This window comes from Hydrogenophaga sp. (assembly GCF_019635465.1).
Taxonomy (GTDB): Bacteria; Pseudomonadota; Gammaproteobacteria; order Burkholderiales; family Burkholderiaceae_C; genus Hydrogenophaga.
Window position 1 is genome coordinate 58003 of record NZ_JAHBZK010000018.1, and the last position, 15931, is coordinate 73933.

The 15931-nt window shown below is 65.7% G+C and carries 13 protein-coding genes and 1 pseudogene; all 14 read right to left on the reverse strand.

Annotation, left to right across the window (positions count from 1 at the left end):
- Positions 1–429 (reverse strand): PaaI family thioesterase, encoded by a 429-nt coding sequence (locus KF871_RS16075; protein ID WP_291144758.1) that lies wholly within the window; start codon positions 427–429, stop codon positions 1–3.
- Positions 430–555: 126 nt separating this feature from the next.
- The gene (locus KF871_RS16080; RefSeq protein ID WP_291144761.1) at positions 556–1347 is read right to left on the reverse strand and encodes an SDR family oxidoreductase; all 792 of its coding nucleotides are present in this window, start codon (positions 1345–1347) and stop codon (positions 556–558) included.
- A gap of 113 nt (positions 1348–1460) precedes the next feature.
- Positions 1461–1763, reverse strand: coding sequence for a Dabb family protein (locus KF871_RS16085; protein WP_291144764.1), 303 nt, complete (start codon positions 1761–1763; stop codon positions 1461–1463).
- 27 nt (positions 1764–1790) lie between these two features.
- Positions 1791–3616 (reverse strand): annotated as a pseudogene (locus KF871_RS16090) (acyl-CoA dehydrogenase).
- 13 nt (positions 3617–3629) lie between these two features.
- Complete coding sequence (locus tag KF871_RS16095; RefSeq protein WP_291144895.1) at positions 3630–4028, reverse strand: PaaI family thioesterase; 399 nt, start codon at positions 4026–4028, stop codon at positions 3630–3632.
- 52 nt (positions 4029–4080) lie between these two features.
- Positions 4081–5256 carry an acetyl-CoA C-acyltransferase gene (locus KF871_RS16100; RefSeq protein ID WP_291144766.1) on the reverse strand — a complete coding sequence of 392 codons (1176 nt, stop codon included), beginning with the start codon at positions 5254–5256 and terminating at the stop codon, positions 4081–4083.
- 32 nt (positions 5257–5288) lie between these two features.
- Complete coding sequence (locus KF871_RS16105; protein ID WP_291144769.1) at positions 5289–6770, reverse strand: M20 family peptidase; 1482 nt, start codon at positions 6768–6770, stop codon at positions 5289–5291.
- Between the two features lie 10 nt (positions 6771–6780).
- On the reverse strand, positions 6781–8892 hold the full coding sequence (locus KF871_RS16110) for a 3-hydroxyacyl-CoA dehydrogenase NAD-binding domain-containing protein (protein WP_291144770.1): 2112 nt from the start codon (positions 8890–8892) through the stop codon (positions 6781–6783).
- A gap of 152 nt (positions 8893–9044) precedes the next feature.
- The gene (locus tag KF871_RS16115) at positions 9045–9740 is read right to left on the reverse strand and encodes an ABC transporter ATP-binding protein (RefSeq protein ID WP_291144773.1); all 696 of its coding nucleotides are present in this window, start codon (positions 9738–9740) and stop codon (positions 9045–9047) included.
- A gap of 1 nt (position 9741) precedes the next feature.
- Positions 9742–10515 carry an ABC transporter ATP-binding protein gene (locus tag KF871_RS16120; RefSeq protein ID WP_291144775.1) on the reverse strand — a complete coding sequence of 258 codons (774 nt, stop codon included), beginning with the start codon at positions 10513–10515 and terminating at the stop codon, positions 9742–9744.
- The gene (locus KF871_RS16125; RefSeq protein WP_291144778.1) at positions 10512–11795 is read right to left on the reverse strand and encodes a branched-chain amino acid ABC transporter permease; all 1284 of its coding nucleotides are present in this window, start codon (positions 11793–11795) and stop codon (positions 10512–10514) included. Before KF871_RS16125 ends, KF871_RS16120 begins: the two co-directional genes overlap by 4 nt.
- Before the next feature lie 4 nt (positions 11796–11799).
- A complete protein-coding gene (locus tag KF871_RS16130; RefSeq protein WP_291144781.1) occupies positions 11800–12747 on the reverse strand; it encodes a branched-chain amino acid ABC transporter permease in 948 nt (315 codons plus the stop codon).
- Between the two features lie 118 nt (positions 12748–12865).
- A complete protein-coding gene (locus KF871_RS16135) occupies positions 12866–14098 on the reverse strand; it encodes a branched-chain amino acid ABC transporter substrate-binding protein (protein ID WP_291144783.1) in 1233 nt (410 codons plus the stop codon).
- Between the two features lie 130 nt (positions 14099–14228).
- Positions 14229–15872 carry a 3-(methylthio)propionyl-CoA ligase gene (locus KF871_RS16140; RefSeq protein WP_291144786.1) on the reverse strand — a complete coding sequence of 548 codons (1644 nt, stop codon included), beginning with the start codon at positions 15870–15872 and terminating at the stop codon, positions 14229–14231.
- Positions 15873–15931: the final 59 nt, after the last annotated feature.

The window sequence follows — 15931 nt, forward strand, 5'->3', positions numbered from 1 at the left end:
TCAGTCGGTCGAAATGCGGTTCAGGCCCTGCACGCTGCCCGGCCCGGTGGGTAGGCGGGGCACGTACTTGAAGGTGCCGGTGGCGTGGCAGCAAAGCTTGCCGGCGGCATCGAAGATCTGCCCTTCGGTGAAAGCCATGGTGGCGGTGCGGTGCAGCAGCCGGCCTTTGGCCAGCAAGGGCCCCTTGGCCGCCCGCATGAAGCTGGTCTTCATCTCGATGGTCACGCAGCCCATCTCCATCTGCACCGAGCGCGCCGCGTGGGCCATCACCACGTCGAGCAGCGTCATGCTGGCGCCGCCGTGCACCACATCAAAGGAGTTGAGGTGATCGGCGGCCGGGTCGAAGGCGATCTCGGCCTCGCCGCCGTCCATGCGGCGCAGCTCAAAACCAAGCAGATCGACGAAAGGGATGCGTACGGAAAATTCCATGGTCAGGAAAAGGATGCGGTGGTGTGCCGTGCCTGCCGGCCAGAGGCTCCACGGAACCGGCTTTGCCGGGCCGTGGGTGCCACCCCCTCGAGAGGGTCGCGCGCAGCGCGGCGGGGGTGGGCCAATTCAGCCTCCGGTGATGATGGAGACGCCACCGTCCACCGCCAGCCACTGTCCGGTGATGTGCTTGCCGGCATCGCTGGCGTACAGCAGCGTCAGGCCCTTGAGGTCTTCGTCGTCGCCCAGGCGGCCCAGCGGGGCATGGGCGGCCAGGCGCTCCTCGCCCATGGCCTTGAGCGTGCCTTGCGTCATCTTGCTGGGGAAGAAGCCCGGGCAGATGGCGTTGACGCGAATGCCGTGGGCGCCCCACTCGGCCGCCAGTGCGCGGGTGAAGTTGATCACCGCGCCCTTGGAGGTGTTGTAGGCGATGGTCTTCATGTCGCGCGGGTTGCCACCCAGGCCGGCGATGGAGGCGGTGTTGATGATGCTGCCGCGCTTGCGGGCGATCATGCTGCGGCGCGCGACCTCCTGGCTCATGATGAAGTAGCTGCGCACGTTGAGGTTCATGACCTTGTCCCAGGCCTCGACCGGGTGGTCTTCGGCCGCGGCACCCCAGGCGGCGCCGGCGTTGTTGACCAGCACATCGATGTCACCCAGGCGCTGCATGGTTTCGTCCACCAGGCGGCGGCACTCTTCTTCGCTCTGGCCATCGGCGGCGATCCAGCGTGCATCGATGCCGGCGGCCTGCAGTTCGGCAGTGGCTTCTTCCAGGTCGCTGGCCTTGCGCGAGCTCAGCATCACGCGTGCGCCGGCTTCACCCAGCGCGTGGGCCATCTGCAGGCCCAGGCCGCGCGAGCCACCGGTGATGAGCGCGGTCTTGCCCTTGAGATCGAACAGTTGGGAAACGGTGCGGGTCATGTCTTGTCTGCCTCGTGTTGTGGGTATGAAAACGAACCGGGCCATTGTGGCCCTTCGACTGGCGCTTGTGTGTCACCGCCGCGGCGCGGGCATGCGCGGTCTGACGCGTGTGTTCAGATCTCGAAATCCATGCACTGCCGCTCGGCGACGATGGCCTTCATGAAGGGCTTGAGGGCCACGTGCTGCGGGTGTTGCTGGTAGGCGGCCATGGCCTCGCGGTCGACAAAGGTGCTGTCGAGCACCACGTCGTAAGTGCACTCCAGCCCCTCCTGCGCGATGCCCACCTGGAAATGCAGCGTGCCGGGGTCCAGTCGGGCACACGCCTCGAGCAGGGCTTTGGCCTTGAGCCGGTTGGCGACCCGGTCGGCACCCTCGGCGTGCTCCTTGAGCTTCCACATCACGATGTGGCGCAGCATCAGAACGCTCCCATCAGATCGCTCCCATCAGAAAGCCTCCTCGGGCAACTCGGCGCAGGTCGGGTCGCGGCTGGCCACCACGCCCAGCCAGGCACCGATCTTGGGCAGCTCGTAGTGGAAGAAGTAGCGCGCCGCCGCGAGCCGGCCAGTGCGTGCGGCCCCTTCGGGTGCGGTGATGGCCGCCAAGGCCACGTCAAGCCAGACCCAGGCCAGCACCAGGTGACCGAAGGCCTGGAGGTAAGGCACCGCGTTGGCCAAAGCGTCTGCCGGGTTGCCGGTGGCCCAGGCGGCCTTGGTGGCCGAGCCCACGTCCTGCAGCGCCTTGCCGAGCGCGTTGGCGTGGGCGGCCAGCGCTTCAAGCTGGATGGCGCGCTCGATGGTGGCGTTGATGCGCTGCGCCAGCAACTGCAGGCCCTGGCCGTTTTCCATCAGCACCTTGCGGCCCAGCAGGTCCATGGCCTGAATGCCATGCGTGCCTTCGTGAATCATGTTCAGGCGGTTGTCGCGCCAGTACTGCTCGACCGGAAAGTCGCGCGTGTAGCCATAGCCGCCGTGGATGCGGAATGGCCCAGGCTGTTCGCCTCCAGGCACCACTCGCTGGGCCAGCTCTTGGCGATCGGCGTGAGCACTTCCAGCAGCAGGCGCGCTTCGTTCGCCGCGTCGGCCGCACCGGTGTGCTGCTCGTCGACCAGCCGCGCGCAGTAAAGCTCCAGCGCCAGCGCGCCTTCGCAATAGCTCTTCTGGGCCAGCAACATACGCTTGACGTCGGCGTGTTCGATGATGCGGCTCTGCGGTCGGCTCGGGTCCTTGCCCTCCGGCCCCACCGGGCGCCCTTGCGGACGGTCCTTGGCGTAGGCCAGGCTGGCGTGGTAGCCCGCCATGCCCAGCATGGTGGCGGCCATGCCGACGCCGATGCGTGCCTCGTTCATCATGTGGAACATGCAGCGCAGGCCTTCGCCGGGGTTGCCCACCAGATAGCCCACCGCACCCGCTGCACCACGCACCGGAAACTTGCCCTCGCCGAAGTTGAGCAAGGTGTTCGTGGTGCCACGCCAGCCGCACTTGTGGTTGAGACCGGCCAGGGCCACGTCGTTGCGTTCACCCGTGAGTTCGGCCTCGGTGTTGACCAGCTTCTTGGGCACGATGAACAGCGAGATGCCCTTCACCCCGGGCGGCAACTTGCCGTCGGGGCCGGGGATTTTGGCCAGCACCAGGTGGATGATGTTTTCGGTCAGCTCGTGCTCGCCGGCCGAGATCCACATCTTGTTGCCCTTGAGGCGAAAGCGCGGCCCCAGCGGGTCGTCCATGAAGTCGTCGCCATCGGGCAGCGCGCGCGTGGCCACGTCGCTCAGGCTGGAGCCGGCCTGCGGCTCGGACAGGCACATGGTGCCCGACCAGCGACCGCCGAACTCGTTCAAGGCAAAGACACGCTTCTGGGTGTCGGTGCCGTGCGCCATCAGCAGGTTGGCGTTGCCGGTGGTGAGCATGCCGCTGCCGATGCTGACCGAGGCCATCGCAAAGAAGGCATTTGCCGCCGCCTCGACCGTGTAGGGCAACTGCATGCCGCCGATTTCGTAGTCCTGTGCGGCGCTGAGCATGCCGCTCTCGGCGTAGGCCTTCTGCGCGTCGTGCGTGGCCTGCGGCAGGATGACCTTTTCGCCGTCGAAGTGCGGCTCCTGCGTGTCCACCAGGCGGTTGAAGGGGGCGTACTTCTCGCGCGCAATGCGCTCGCAGGTGTCGAGCACCGCATCGAAGGTCTCGCGGCTGTGGTCGGCAAAGCGCTCGCGTTCGCGCAGCGACTCGACCCCCAGCCAGTCGTGCAACAGAAAGTCGACCGTGGGGCGCAGGCTCATGGTGTCTCCTCGTTCAGGCTCTGGGCGGCAAGGCGGCGATGGTGCCCTGCGCCACGGCGCACAGCTTCTCGACACCCTCGTGCACCACAAAGACGTCGCAGCGGCACACCGCCTGGCTCTTGCCGGTGTGCACCGCCTCGGCGCGCGCGATCAGGCGTTCGCCAATGGCCGGGCGCAGGTAGTTGATCTTGAATTCGCTCGTGACCACGGGCACCCGCAATGCGGTGCCCCCGGCGTAGGTGAGCGCGTTGTCGGCGGCGTAGCTGAGCACGCCACCGTGCACGAAGCCGTGCTGCTGCTTGACCGACTCGCCGATCGGCACCTGCAGCTCACAACGCCCCGGGCTCAGGGCGGCCAGCTCGGCACCGATCAGTTGCGAGAACGGCTGCTTCGCCAGCACATCGCGCCCCATGGCCAGAAAGGCCTCGGGGCTTACGCTGACGGCATCCACGCGTCGTCCGAAGTCAGAGCACTTCGAACACGCCGGCAGCACCCATGCCGCCGCCGATGCACATGGTCACGCACACGCGCTTGGCGCCGCGGCGCTTGCCCTCGATGAGGGCATGGCCGGTCAGGCGCTGGCCCGACACGCCATAGGGGTGGCCCACGGCGATGGCGCCACCGTTGACGTTGAGCAGCTCGGGCGGGATGCCCAGCTTGTCGCGGCAGTACAGCACTTGCACGGCAAAGGCTTCGTTGAGCTCCCACAGGTCGATGTCGCTGACCTTCAGGCCCAGCTTGGCCAGCACCTTGGGCACGGCGAACACCGGGCCGATGCCCATCTCGTCGGGCTCGCAACCGGCCACCGCAAAGCCAAGGAACCGGCCGATGGGCTTCAGGCCCTTCTTCTGGGCATAGGCCTCATCAACCACCACGCAGGCACCGGCTCCGTCACTGAACTGGCTGGCGTTGCCGGCGGTGACGACGCCACCGGGCAGCGCGGGTTTGATGCCGCTGATGCCTTCCTTGGTGGTGCCTTCGCGCAGGCCTTCGTCGGCGCTGACGGTGACCTGCTTGGTCATCAGGCCCATGACCTTGTCGGCCACGCCGGCGGTCACGGTGATGGGAGCGATCTCGTCGTTGAACTTGCCGGCGGCCTGGGCAGCGCAGGCCTTTTGCTGGCTGGCGGCACCGTATTCGTCCATCACGTCGCGGCTGATGTTGTAGCGCTTGGCCACCTGTTCGGCCGTCTGCAGCATGCTCCAGTAGATCTCGGGCTTCTTCTTGTCCAGCGCCAGGTCGCGCAGCATGTGCTGGTTCATCTCCTGCTGCACGCAGGAGATGCTCTCAACGCCACCTGCCACATAGACCGAACCTTCGCCAGCGATCACGCGCTGCGAGGCCAGTGCGATGGTCTGCAGGCCCGACGAGCAGAAGCGGTTGACCGTCATGCCCGAGACGTTGACCGGGCAATCGGCCATCAGGGCAATCTGGCGCGCGATGTTGGCACCGGTGGCGCCCTCGGGGTTGGCGCAACCCATGATCACGTCCTCGACCTCAGCGGCATCGACGCCGGCGCGCTGCAGGGCGTGCTTGACGGCGTGGCCACCCAGGGTGGCGCCGTGGGTCATGTTGAAGGCGCCCTTCCAGCTTTTGGTCAGCGGCGTGCGGGCGGTGGAAACGATGACGGCGTTGCTCATGATGGCTCCTCGGTCTGGGTATGTAGGGGTGTTTAAGGGGTCAGGTCCGCGCTGAGCAGGCGGCGGTAGAAGCGGACCATGTCGGCCAGATTGGCAATGGCGATGCGTTCGTTGGTGCCGTGAAAGCGGGGCAGATCTTCCGGCGTCGCGCGCACCGGCGAAAAGCGGTAGATGTGGTCGCTGATGGCCTGGAAATGGCGCGAGTCGGTGGCACCGATCATCAGACCCGGCGCCACCAGAGTGCCGGGAAAGACCTCGCGCACCGTGCGGTTGAGGCGCTGGTACGCCGGCGCGGCGGTGGGCGAGATGGGCGATGGCTCGGAACTGCCGGGCAACTGCGTCAGCTCGAAGCGCTCGTCAACAGCGTGCGTATGGCTGTTCACGTGGGCCATCAGGCCCTCGCGGGTGTCGCCTGGCAGGAGACGGAAGTTCACCGTTGCATCGGCGCGGCCCGGCAGCACGTTGTCTTTGCTGCCGGCGTTGACGATGGTCAGCGCGGTGGTCGTGCGCATCATGGCGTTGGTGCTGGCACCCCGCTCCAGCTGCTTTTGCACGACCGGCCCGAACAACCACAGGTTGGACAGCGCGACGCGCTGAAAGCCGCTCATCTCCGGTGCGATGGTCTCGAACATCTCGCGCGCCACACCGCGGATCGCCGCGGGCATCTGGTCGTTCTCGAGCCGCTGCAGGGCCGCGCTCATCATGGCGATGGCACTGCCGCCCCTGGCCGGCGGCATGGACGAGTGGCCGGGGGAGGCCGTCACGCTCAGGCCCACCGACAGATAGCCTTTCTCGGCAATGCCGATCAGCGCGGCGGGCGCCTTCAGACCCGGCATCACGCCGTCGGTGATGAGCAGGCCTTCGTCGAGCACGTAGTCGAGACGGACATTGCGCGACTGCAACAGCTCGGCAATGGCCTTGGCGCCGTGAATGCCGCCCACCTCTTCGTCGTGGCCGAACACCAGGTAGAGCGTGCGCCGGGGCTGGAAGCCCTGGCCAAGCAGTTGCTCCACCGCTTCGAGCTGGGCGATCAGGTTGCCCTTGTCGTCCCACGAGCCGCGACCCCAGACAAAACCGTCGCGCACGACGCCGTCGAACGGCGGCGCCGCCCAGTTGCCCTCGGTACCCGGGGCGATGGGCACCACATCCTGGTGCGCCATCCAGGCCACCGGCGGCGCCGTGGCGTCGGTGCCCGGCCAGGTCAGCAGCAGGCTGCGGCCCACCTGCTCGAGCTTCAAGGTGCCGAACACCTTGGGGTAGCTCTGGCGCAGGTAAGCGTGCAGCCCGTCGAACTGGTCGGCACTGGCGTCGGCATTGTCGTGGGTCGAGATGGTCTTGAAGCGCAGCGAACCGGCCAGGCGCCGGGCCAGGCCGGCTTCGTCGAGCGCGATGCGCTCGGCGGGTGGCACCTCAAGCTGGCGCGAGCCGTGGCGCCAGGTGTTGACGGCCACCATCGCGACCAGCCCGAGCACCAGCGCCAGCAGCGCCAGAGCGAACTTCTTGAGCACGCGCAAGGTCGGCGCCTCAGGTGAAGGACTTGCCTTCGGCCACCAGGCGCTGGATCAGCGGCGCCGGCTCCCAGAACTTGGCGTCGTCCAGCGGGTTCTTCTGGAAGCGTTTCATGGCCTGCATCACGTTGAACAGACCCACCTCGTCGGCGTAGCGCAGCGGGCCGCCGCGGAACACCGGGAAACCGTAGCCAAAGATGTAGACCACATCGATGTCGCTGGGCTTGTTGGCAATGCCTTCTTCAAGGATGTGCGCGGCCTCGTTGACCAGCGAGAACACCAGGCGCTGCACGATCTCTTCGTCGGAGATCTTGCGCGGCGTGATGCCCAGCGCCTTGCGGTGCTCGGCAATCATCTGTTCGACCTCGGCGTTGGGGATGGCGTCGCGCTTGCCCGGCTTGTAGTCGTACCAGCCCTTGCCCACCTTCTGGCCGAAGCGGCCTTTCTCGCACAGCAGGTCGGCGGTCTTGCTGTACTTCATGTCGGGCTTCTCGGTGTAGCGGCGCTTGCGGATGGCCCAGCCGATGTCATTGCCGGCCAGGTCGCCCATGCGGAACGGGCCCATGGCAAAGCCGAACTTCTCGATGGCGCGGTCGACCTGCGCCGGCGTGCAGCCTTCGTCGAGCAGGAAGCCGCCCTGGCGACCGTACTGTTCCACCATGCGGTTGCCGATGAAGCCGTCGCACACGCCAGAGACCACGGCGGTCTTCTTGATCTTCTTGGACACGGTCATCACCGTGGCCATCACGTCCTTGGCGGTCTTGTCGCCGCGCACCACTTCCAGCAGCTTCATGACGTTGGCCGGGCTGAAGAAATGCAGACCAACCACGTCCTGCGGGCGCTTGGTGAAGCTGGCGATCTTGTTGACGTCGAGCGTGGAGGTGTTGGACGCCAGGATGGCGCCGGGCTTCATCACCTCGTCGAGCTTCTTGAACACCGCCTCTTTGACGCCGATCTCCTCGAACACGGCCTCGATCACCAGATCGGCGTCCTTGATGTCTTCGTAGTTGAGCGTGGTGCTGAGCAGGCCCATGCGCGCGTCGAGCTTGTCCTGCTTGAGCTTGCCCTTCTTGACCTGCGCTTCGTAATTGCCACGCATGACGCCCACGCCGCGGTCCAGTGCTTCCTGCTTGGTCTCCAGGATGGTCACCGGGATGCCGGCGTTGAGGAAGTTCATCGAGATGCCGCCACCCATGGTGCCGGCGCCAATCACGGCGACCTTCTCGATCTTGCGTTGCGGCGTGTCTTCCGGCACGTCGGGGATCTTGCTGGCGGCGCGCTCGGCCATGAACAGGTGGCGCAGCGCGCGGCACTCGGGCGTCCACATCAGGTTGATGAAGATCTCGCGCTCGAAGACCATGCCCTGGTCGAACTTCATCTTGGTGGCGGCTTCCACGGCGTCCACGCACTTGGCCGGCGCCGGGAAGTTCTTGGCCATGCCCTTGACCATGTTGCGCGCGAACTGGAAGTAGGCGTCGCCGTCCTTGTGCTTGCAAGGCAGGTTGCGCACCAGGGGCAGCGCGCTGCCGTCGGCATGCTTCGCTGCGACCTCTTTCGCGAAGGCCAGCGCTTCTTCGGCCAGCTTGTCGGGGCTGCTGGCCATTTTGTCGAACAGCTTCTGGCCCGGCAGTTGCGCCAGCATCTCGCTCTTGATCGGCTCGCCGCTGACGATCATGTTCAGCGCGGCTTCCACGCCCAGTACGCGCGGCAGGCGCTGCGTGCCACCGGCGCCAGGAATCAGGCCCAGCTTGACCTCGGGCAGGGCCACATTGCAGCCCGGCGCGGCGATTCGGTAGTGGCAACCCAGCGCCAGCTCCAGGCCGCCGCCCATGGCGACGCTGTGCATGGCGGCGACCACCGGCTTGGTGCAGTTCTCCACCGCGAGGATGACGCTCAGCAGATTGGGCTCGGCCAGTGCCTTGGGCGAGCCGAACTCGCGAATATCGGCACCGCCCGAGAAGGCCTTGCCAGCGCCGGTCAGGACGACCGCCTTGACCTTGGCGTCGGCCTGCGCCTGCTCCAGGCCGGCCGTGATGCCCTGGCGTGTGGCCAGGCCCAGACCATTGACGGGCGGGTTGTTGAGCGTGATGACGGCCACGTCGCCATGGACCTGGTAATCAGCGGACATGCAATCTCCTTCGGGTGTTGTTCGGGAAGCGGGGGCCGGCGGCCCGGATGGGGAGGACCGCGGAAATAGAACGACCGTTCGATTTTAGGAGCGCAACAAGGCCGGGCAAGCCCCGCGTGTCGCCCGCAGGACTGCGCGAGCCTGGTGCCTCGTCAGACCTCCAGCCACTCCTTGCGGATGGCGGGATCGGCTTTCAGATCCTCGGGGGTGCCGTTGAAGACGATGCTGCCGTGGCCCATGACGAGGGTGCGGTCGGAGATGCTCAGCGCGATGGTGAGCTTCTGCTCGATCAGCAGCACCGAGATGCCGCGGGCCTTGAGCTTTTGCAGGTACTCGGCCACCAGCTCGACGATCTTGGGCGCCAGGCCCTCGGTGGGCTCGTCGATGATGATGAGGTCCGGGTCGCCCATGAGCGAACGACATAGGGTGAGCATCTGCTGCTCGCCGCCGGAGAGCACGCCGGCCTCGGTGTGCTGGCGCTCCTTGAGGCGCGGAAACATGGCGTACATGTCGTCGAAGCCCCAGCGGGGGTTCTTGGCGCCGCGCTTCTCGCCCAGCATCAGGTTCTGGTGCACGGTCAGCCGTGGAAAGATGTCGCGGTTCTCGGGCACGTGGCCAATGCCGGCGTGGGCCACCTCGAAGGGCTTGCGCCCCAGGATGGACTGCCCTTTCCAGCTGATGGTGCCGGTGGCATCGACCAGGCCCATGATGGCCTTGGCGGTGGTGGAGCGGCCCGAGCCGTTGCGCCCGAGCAGCGCCACGATCTCGCCCTGTTTCACCTCGAAGTTCACGCCATGCAGCACATGGCTTTTGCCGTAGTAGGCGTGCAGGTTCTCGACGGTCAGCATCTCAGTGTCCTCCGGCCTGCTGCTCGGCCAGCACCGAGCCCAGATAGGCCTCTTGCACGCGTTCGTTGGCGCGCACGGCATCGGGTGTGTCGCAGGCAATGACCTCGCCGTAGACCACGACCGCGATCCGGTCGGCCAGCCCGAACACCACGCCCATGTCGTGCTCCACGGTCAGCAGCGTCTTGCCCACGGTCACTTCGCGGATGAGCTCGATGAAGCGCTCGGTCTCGCTCTTGCTCATGCCGGCCGTGGGCTCGTCGAGCAGCACCACCTGGGCGCCACCGGCGATGGTGATGCCGATCTCCAGTGCGCGTTGCTCGGCGTAGGTGAGGTTCATCGCGAGCACGTCGCGCTTTTTCTCCAGGTGGATCTTGCGCAGCAGGTCCTCGGCGCGTTCGTTGGCGTCGCTCAGGCTGTTGAGGAAGCGAAACAGCGTGTACCGATAGCCCAGACTCCACAGCACCCCGCAGCGCAGGTTCTCGAACACGCTGAGCTTGGGAAAGATGTTGGTGATCTGGAAGCTGCGCGACAGGCCCAGCCGGTTGATCTCGAAAGGGCGCTTGCCGTTGATGCGCTCGCCGTTGAGCAGCACGTCGCCGCTGGTGGGGGCAAAGCGGCCGGAGATCAGGTTGAACAGTGTGCTCTTGCCCGCGCCGTTGGGGCCGATGATGGCCACGCGCTCGCCGGGTTGAACGCTGAGATTGGCGCCGCGAATGATCTCGGTGCGGCCAAAGGACTTGCGCAGGTCGCGCAGTTCGAGTGCCGGCGTGCTCATGCCATCTCCTTGGCGCGGATGCGTTCTTCGATGACCACCTGCACCTCGTGCCATTGGCGGGTGAAGCGCCTCCGGGCCCATTCGAACAAGGCGCTGCCGACCACCGCCATGCCCACGGCCTCGCCCCAACTGGCCACACTGCGCACATGCAGGGTCGTGCCCAGGAAGCCGAGTTCATCGCCCAGCGCCGCATTGAGCTGCAGGTGGTAGATCATCTCGATCATCGCGCCGAAGCCGAACAGGCCGATCAAGCCAAACACCGCCATGAGCGCGTAGCCGCCCAGCAGGCGCTTGAGCAGGCCGTGGGCCGCCACGCGCACGTTCATCATGATGAGGCTGGCCACGCCGCCCGGGGCATACACCACCATCAGCAGGAAAGCCAAGCCCAGGTAGAGCAGCCAGGCCTTGGTGAACTCGGACAACAGCACGAAGGCCATCACCATGAGCACGCCACCGATGATGGGGCCGAAGAAGAAGGTCGCGCCACCCAGGAAGGTGAACAGCAGGTAGGCACCCGAGCGGTGGGCACTGACCACCTCGGACGTCACGATCTCGAAGTTCAGCGCAGACAGTCCACCCGACACGCCGGCAAAGAACGCCGCGATCACGAAGGCCATGTAGCGCACCACCTGCGTGTTGTAGCCCACGAATTCGACCCGCTCGGGGTTGTCGCGCACCGCGTTCAGCATGCGTCCCAGCGGCGTGCGCGTGAACATGAACATGAGGATGGTGCACACGAAGGTGTAGGCAGCGATCAGGTAGTAGAGCTGGACTTGCGGACCGTAGGTGATGCCGAACGGGCTGGCACCGGCCACGCGGTCGCCGGAGATGCCGCCTTCGCCGCCGAAGAACTCGGGAAACATCAGCGACATGGCCCAGACCAGTTCGCCCACGCCCAGCGTGATCATGGCGAAGGTGGTGGAGGACTTCTTGGTGGTGACCCAGCCGAACAGCAGCGCAAACATCACCGAGGCGACGCCGCCGACGATGGGCAGCAGGCTCACTGGCATGGGAAAGTGCCCACCCGAGATCAGGTTGAGCGTGTGGATGGCCAGGAACGAACCCATGCCCGAATACACGGCGTGGCCGAAGCTGAGCATGCCGCCCTGCCCCAGCAACATGTTGTAGCTGAGGCAGACGATGATGGCGATGCCCATCTGCGACAGCATGGTGTGGGCCAGACTGCTGGTCCAGATCATGGGCGCCACGATCAGTAGCAACCCATAGGCACTCCAGATGGCGAGGCGTGCCGGTGGAAGTCGATGTGCAAGCGTGCTCATGGGGTCAGCCTTCGCGGGTGCCAAGCAGTCCGCGCGGGCGGAAGATGAGGATGAGGACCAGGAACAGGTACGGCAGGATCGGAGCGATCTGGCTCACCTTGAGCTTCCAGAGCGCATAGCCGAAGGTCTGGTCGGTGATGGCGACGCCGAAGCTGGCCATCATGCCCATCAGCGAGGCGTCAATGGCCACCGCGAAGGTCTGGATGACACCGATCAGCAGCGACGCGAGGAAGGCGCCCGAGAGCGACCCCATGCCGCCGACGACGACCACCACGAAGATGATCGAGCCCACCGTTGCGGCCATGCCGGGTTCGGTCACGAATGCGTTGCCGCCAATCACGCCGGCCAGGCCCGCCAGCGCTGCACCGCCGCCAAACACCAGCATGAACACGCGGGGGACGTTGTGGCCCAGTGTCTCGGCCGTTTGCGGATGGGTCAGCGCAGCCTGAATCACCAGGCCGATGCGGGTGCGCGTGAGCAGCAGCCAGATCGACACCAGCATCAGCAGCGACACGGCCATCATGAACCCGCGGTACATCGGGAACTGCGTGCCGTAGATGGTGAACAGCGGCCCCGACAGCGCGTCCGGCACGCGGTAGTCCACCGAGCTCGTGCCCCAGATGAGCTGCACCAGCTCCAGGATGATGTAGCTCAGCCCGAAGGTGACCAGCAGCTCGGGCACGTGCCCGTAGGCGTGCACCCGGCGCAGCACCGACTTTTCGAACAGGGCGCCCAACACACCCACCAGGAGCGGCGCCACGATCAGCCCCGGCCAATAGCCCACCACCAGCGTGGTGGTGTAGGCCAGGTAGGCACCCAGCATGTAGAAGCTGGCGTGCGCAAAGTTGAGCACGCCCATCATGCTGAAGATCAGCGTGAGACCGGAGCTGAGCATGAACAGCAGCAGCCCGTAACTCACACCGTTGAGCAAGGAGATGGTGAAGAACTCCATGGCGGTGGTCGGCGCGTCCTTGATTGGTTACTGGTCAAAAACAAGCCCGCTCCCCGGGGCCCGCACGGGGGCGGGACGGTGGAACGGGCTGGTCTACCCGTTGCAAACGGCGTGAAGCTTAGGGTCTCTTCATGTCGCAGCTGGTGGGGGTACTTGCGACATAGGACTCGATGTACTTCACCGGCGCGAAGGTATAGCCCGTGTTCTCCACGCTGTACTTGTTCTTGGCGTCCACCTTTTGCCACTTGGACAACCACAAACCTTGCTGGAGCTGGTGGTCGGTCTTGCGGAACTGGCTTTCGCCGTTGAAGCCCTTGAAGGTCAACCCTTCGAGGGCAGCCGCCACCTTGACCGGATCGGCGCTCTTGGCCTTGGCGATGGCGTCGCCCAGCGCCACGATGGCGTTGTAGCTGGCGTACGAGTAGTAGTCGTCGTTGAACTTCTTCTTGAATTCGGCGGAAATCTTGCCCAGCTCGCCACCGTAGTTCGAGTGGTTGTAGGCGATCTGGTAGACCTCCATGTCGCCACCCGCAGCCAGCGCGGTCGGCGTGCCGCTGACGCCCGGGTAGTAGGCGTACAGCGGCAGCTTCAGGCCGGCGTCGATCAGCGCCTTGACGAACAAGGTCAGGTCAGCGCCCCAGTTGCCGGTGACGATGGTGTCGGCACCCGACTGCTTGATCTTGGCCACGTAGGGCGCAAAGTCTTTCACCTGGCCCAGCGGGTGCAGGTCTTCGCCAGCGATCTTCACGTCCGGGCGCTTGCGGGCCAGGCCTTCCTTGAAGTACTTGGCAACCTGCTGGCCGTGCGCGTAGTTCTGGTTGAGCAGGTAGACGCTCTTGACCTTGGGCTGGTCCTTCATGAAGGAGGTCAGGGCCTCCATCTTCATGCTGGTGTCGGCGTCCAGGCGGAAGTGCCAGTAGCTGCAGCGCTCGTTGGTGAGCGAGGGGTCCACCGCGGCGTAGTTGAAATAGACAACTTCCTTGCCGGGGTTGCGCGCGTTGTGCTTGTTGACCGCATCGATGATCGCGGCCGCAGCGCCGGAGCCATTGCCCTGGGCCACGTAACGGAAGCCCTGGTCGATGGCGGCCTTGACCGCGTTCAGGCTTTCCTGCGGCGAACCCTTGTTGTCAAAGCCCACGACCTCGAAGTTCACGCCAGCGGGGTTGTTGGCGCCGCCCTTCTTCTCGGCGACGAACTGCCAGCCCTTGAGCAGGTTCTGCCCGACGTTGGCGAAGGGGCCCGACAGCGGGTCGATGAAGGCGATGCGCACCGTCTCGCCCTTCTGGGCGTACGCGGAAAACGCGCACGCCATCATCGAAGCGACGGCAAGGTGGCGGAAAGCAAGGCGCATGGGTTGTCTCCTGTGGTTGGAATGGTTGACGCCAAGCTTACTGGCGCAACACTCATACCCCCTCAGGGATAGCCCCTACGCCCTATCGCGCGTGTGACTCGGCGCACACGCGAGGGCGTTCACCCACCTGTCACAGACCAGGCAACACGTAGTCCTTGAGCTGCTGGCGCAAGGTCATCTTCTGCATCTTGCCGGTCGCGCCCAGCGGGATGGCGTCGACAAACACCACGTCGTCCGGCACCTGCCATTTGGCGATCTTGCCGTCGTAGAACTTCAGCAGTTCGTCGCGCGTGACCTCGGCGCCGGGCTTCTTGACGACCACCACGATCGGGCGCTCGTCCCACTTGGGGTGGCGCATGCCGATGCAGGCGGCCATGGCCACCGCGGGGTGGGCCATGGCGATGTTCTCGACGTCGATCGAGCTGATCCATTCGCCGCCGGACTTGATCACGTCCTTACTGCGGTCGGTGATCTGCATGAAGCCGTCGGCGTCGATGGTGGCCACGTCGCCGGTCGGGAACCAGCCGCGCCCGGCGGCGTCGTAGCGCAACGGGTCACCGCCCTCGCCCTTGAAGTAGCTGGCGATGATCCAGGGGCCACGCACCAACAGGTCGCCGTAGCTCTTGCCGTCCCAGGGCTGTTCGTTGCCGGCCTCGTCGACGATCTTCATGTCGACGCCGAACACGGTGCGGCCCTGCTTGAGGCGCACTTGCAGCTTCTCTTCGGGCGGCAGCGCCACCTGGGCATTCTTGAGCGTACACACCGTGCCCAGTGGCGACATCTCGGTCATGCCCCAGGCGTGCAGCACTTCCACACCGTACTGGTCGTTGAAGGCGGTGATCATGGCCGGCGGGCAGGCCGAGCCGCCGATCACGGTGCGTTTCAAGGTGCTGAACTTCAGGCCGTTCTGCTGCAGGTGGCCCAGCAGCATCTGCCACACCGTGGGCACACCGGCGGCCATGGTGACCTGCTCGTTCTCGATCAGTTCGTACACCGACTTGCCGTCGAGCGCACCACCCGGGAACACCAGCTTGCAGCCCACGGCCGCGGCCGAGTACGGCAGACCCCAGGCGTTGACGTGGAACATCGGCACCACCGGCAGGATGGCGTCGCGCGCCGAGCAGCCCAGCGCATCGGGCAGCGCTGCACCATAAGCGTGCAACAGGGTGGAACGGTGGGAATACACCGCCCCCTTGGGGTTGCCGGTGGTGCCGCTCGTGTAGCACATGCTGGAGGCGCAGTTCTCGTCGAACTCGGGCCAGGTGTAGGTGTCGCTCTGGCCGCCGATCCAGGCTTCGTAGCTCTGAAGGCCGTCGATGCCACTGTCGGCTGGCAGCTTGTCGGCGTCGCACAGGGCGATCCAGTGCTTGACGCCGGTGCACTTGCGCCAGACCGCCTGCACCAGGGGTAGGAAGGTCATGTCGAAGCAGATGGCACGGTCGTCGGCGTGGTTGACGATCCAGACCAGTTGCTCGGGGTGCAGCCGCGGGTTGAGGGTGTGCAGCACACGGCCCGAACCACTCACGCCGAAATACAGCTCCAGATGGCGGTAGCCGTTCCAGGCCAGCGTGGCCACGCGCTCGCCGAAGCCCAGCTTGAGCGCGTCCAGCGCATTGGCGATGCGGCGCGAGCGCTGGGCCACCTGGCCCCAGTTGGTGCGGTGAATGTCGCCCTCAACGCGGCGCGAGACGATCTCGGTGCCCGCGTGGTGCCGCTCCGCGTGGACGATGAGGTTGGAAATGAGCAGCGGTTGGCTCTGCATCTGGCCCAGCATGAACGGATCTCCTGATAGTGGTTGGGGTTATCCGGCGATGCTAGCCGCTGCACACCGTC

Excerpts from the sequence above, each read along its gene's own strand:
- KF871_RS16120 (WP_291144775.1), bottom strand. The coding sequence starts at position 10,515 with ATGAGCACGCCGGCACTCGAACTGCGCGACCTGCGCAAGTCCTTTGGC.
- KF871_RS16095 (WP_291144895.1), bottom strand. The coding sequence starts at position 4,028 with ATGGGGCGCGATGTGCTGGCGAAGCAGCCGTTCTCGCAACTGATCGGT.
- KF871_RS16140 (WP_291144786.1), bottom strand. The coding sequence starts at position 15,872 with ATGCTGGGCCAGATGCAGAGCCAACCGCTGCTCATTTCCAACCTCATC.
- KF871_RS16100 (WP_291144766.1), bottom strand. The coding sequence starts at position 5,256 with ATGAGCAACGCCGTCATCGTTTCCACCGCCCGCACGCCGCTGACCAAA.
- KF871_RS16110 (WP_291144770.1), bottom strand. The coding sequence starts at position 8,892 with ATGTCCGCTGATTACCAGGTCCATGGCGACGTGGCCGTCATCACGCTC.
- KF871_RS16080 (WP_291144761.1), bottom strand. The coding sequence starts at position 1,347 with ATGACCCGCACCGTTTCCCAACTGTTCGATCTCAAGGGCAAGACCGCG.
- KF871_RS16135 (WP_291144783.1), bottom strand. The coding sequence starts at position 14,098 with ATGCGCCTTGCTTTCCGCCACCTTGCCGTCGCTTCGATGATGGCGTGC.
- KF871_RS16125 (WP_291144778.1), bottom strand. The coding sequence starts at position 11,795 with ATGAGCACGCTTGCACATCGACTTCCACCGGCACGCCTCGCCATCTGG.
- KF871_RS16115 (WP_291144773.1), bottom strand. The coding sequence starts at position 9,740 with ATGCTGACCGTCGAGAACCTGCACGCCTACTACGGCAAAAGCCATGTG.
- KF871_RS16085 (WP_291144764.1), bottom strand. The coding sequence starts at position 1,763 with ATGCTGCGCCACATCGTGATGTGGAAGCTCAAGGAGCACGCCGAGGGT.
- KF871_RS16130 (WP_291144781.1), bottom strand. The coding sequence starts at position 12,747 with ATGGAGTTCTTCACCATCTCCTTGCTCAACGGTGTGAGTTACGGGCTG.
- KF871_RS16075 (WP_291144758.1), bottom strand. The coding sequence starts at position 429 with ATGGAATTTTCCGTACGCATCCCTTTCGTCGATCTGCTTGGTTTTGAG.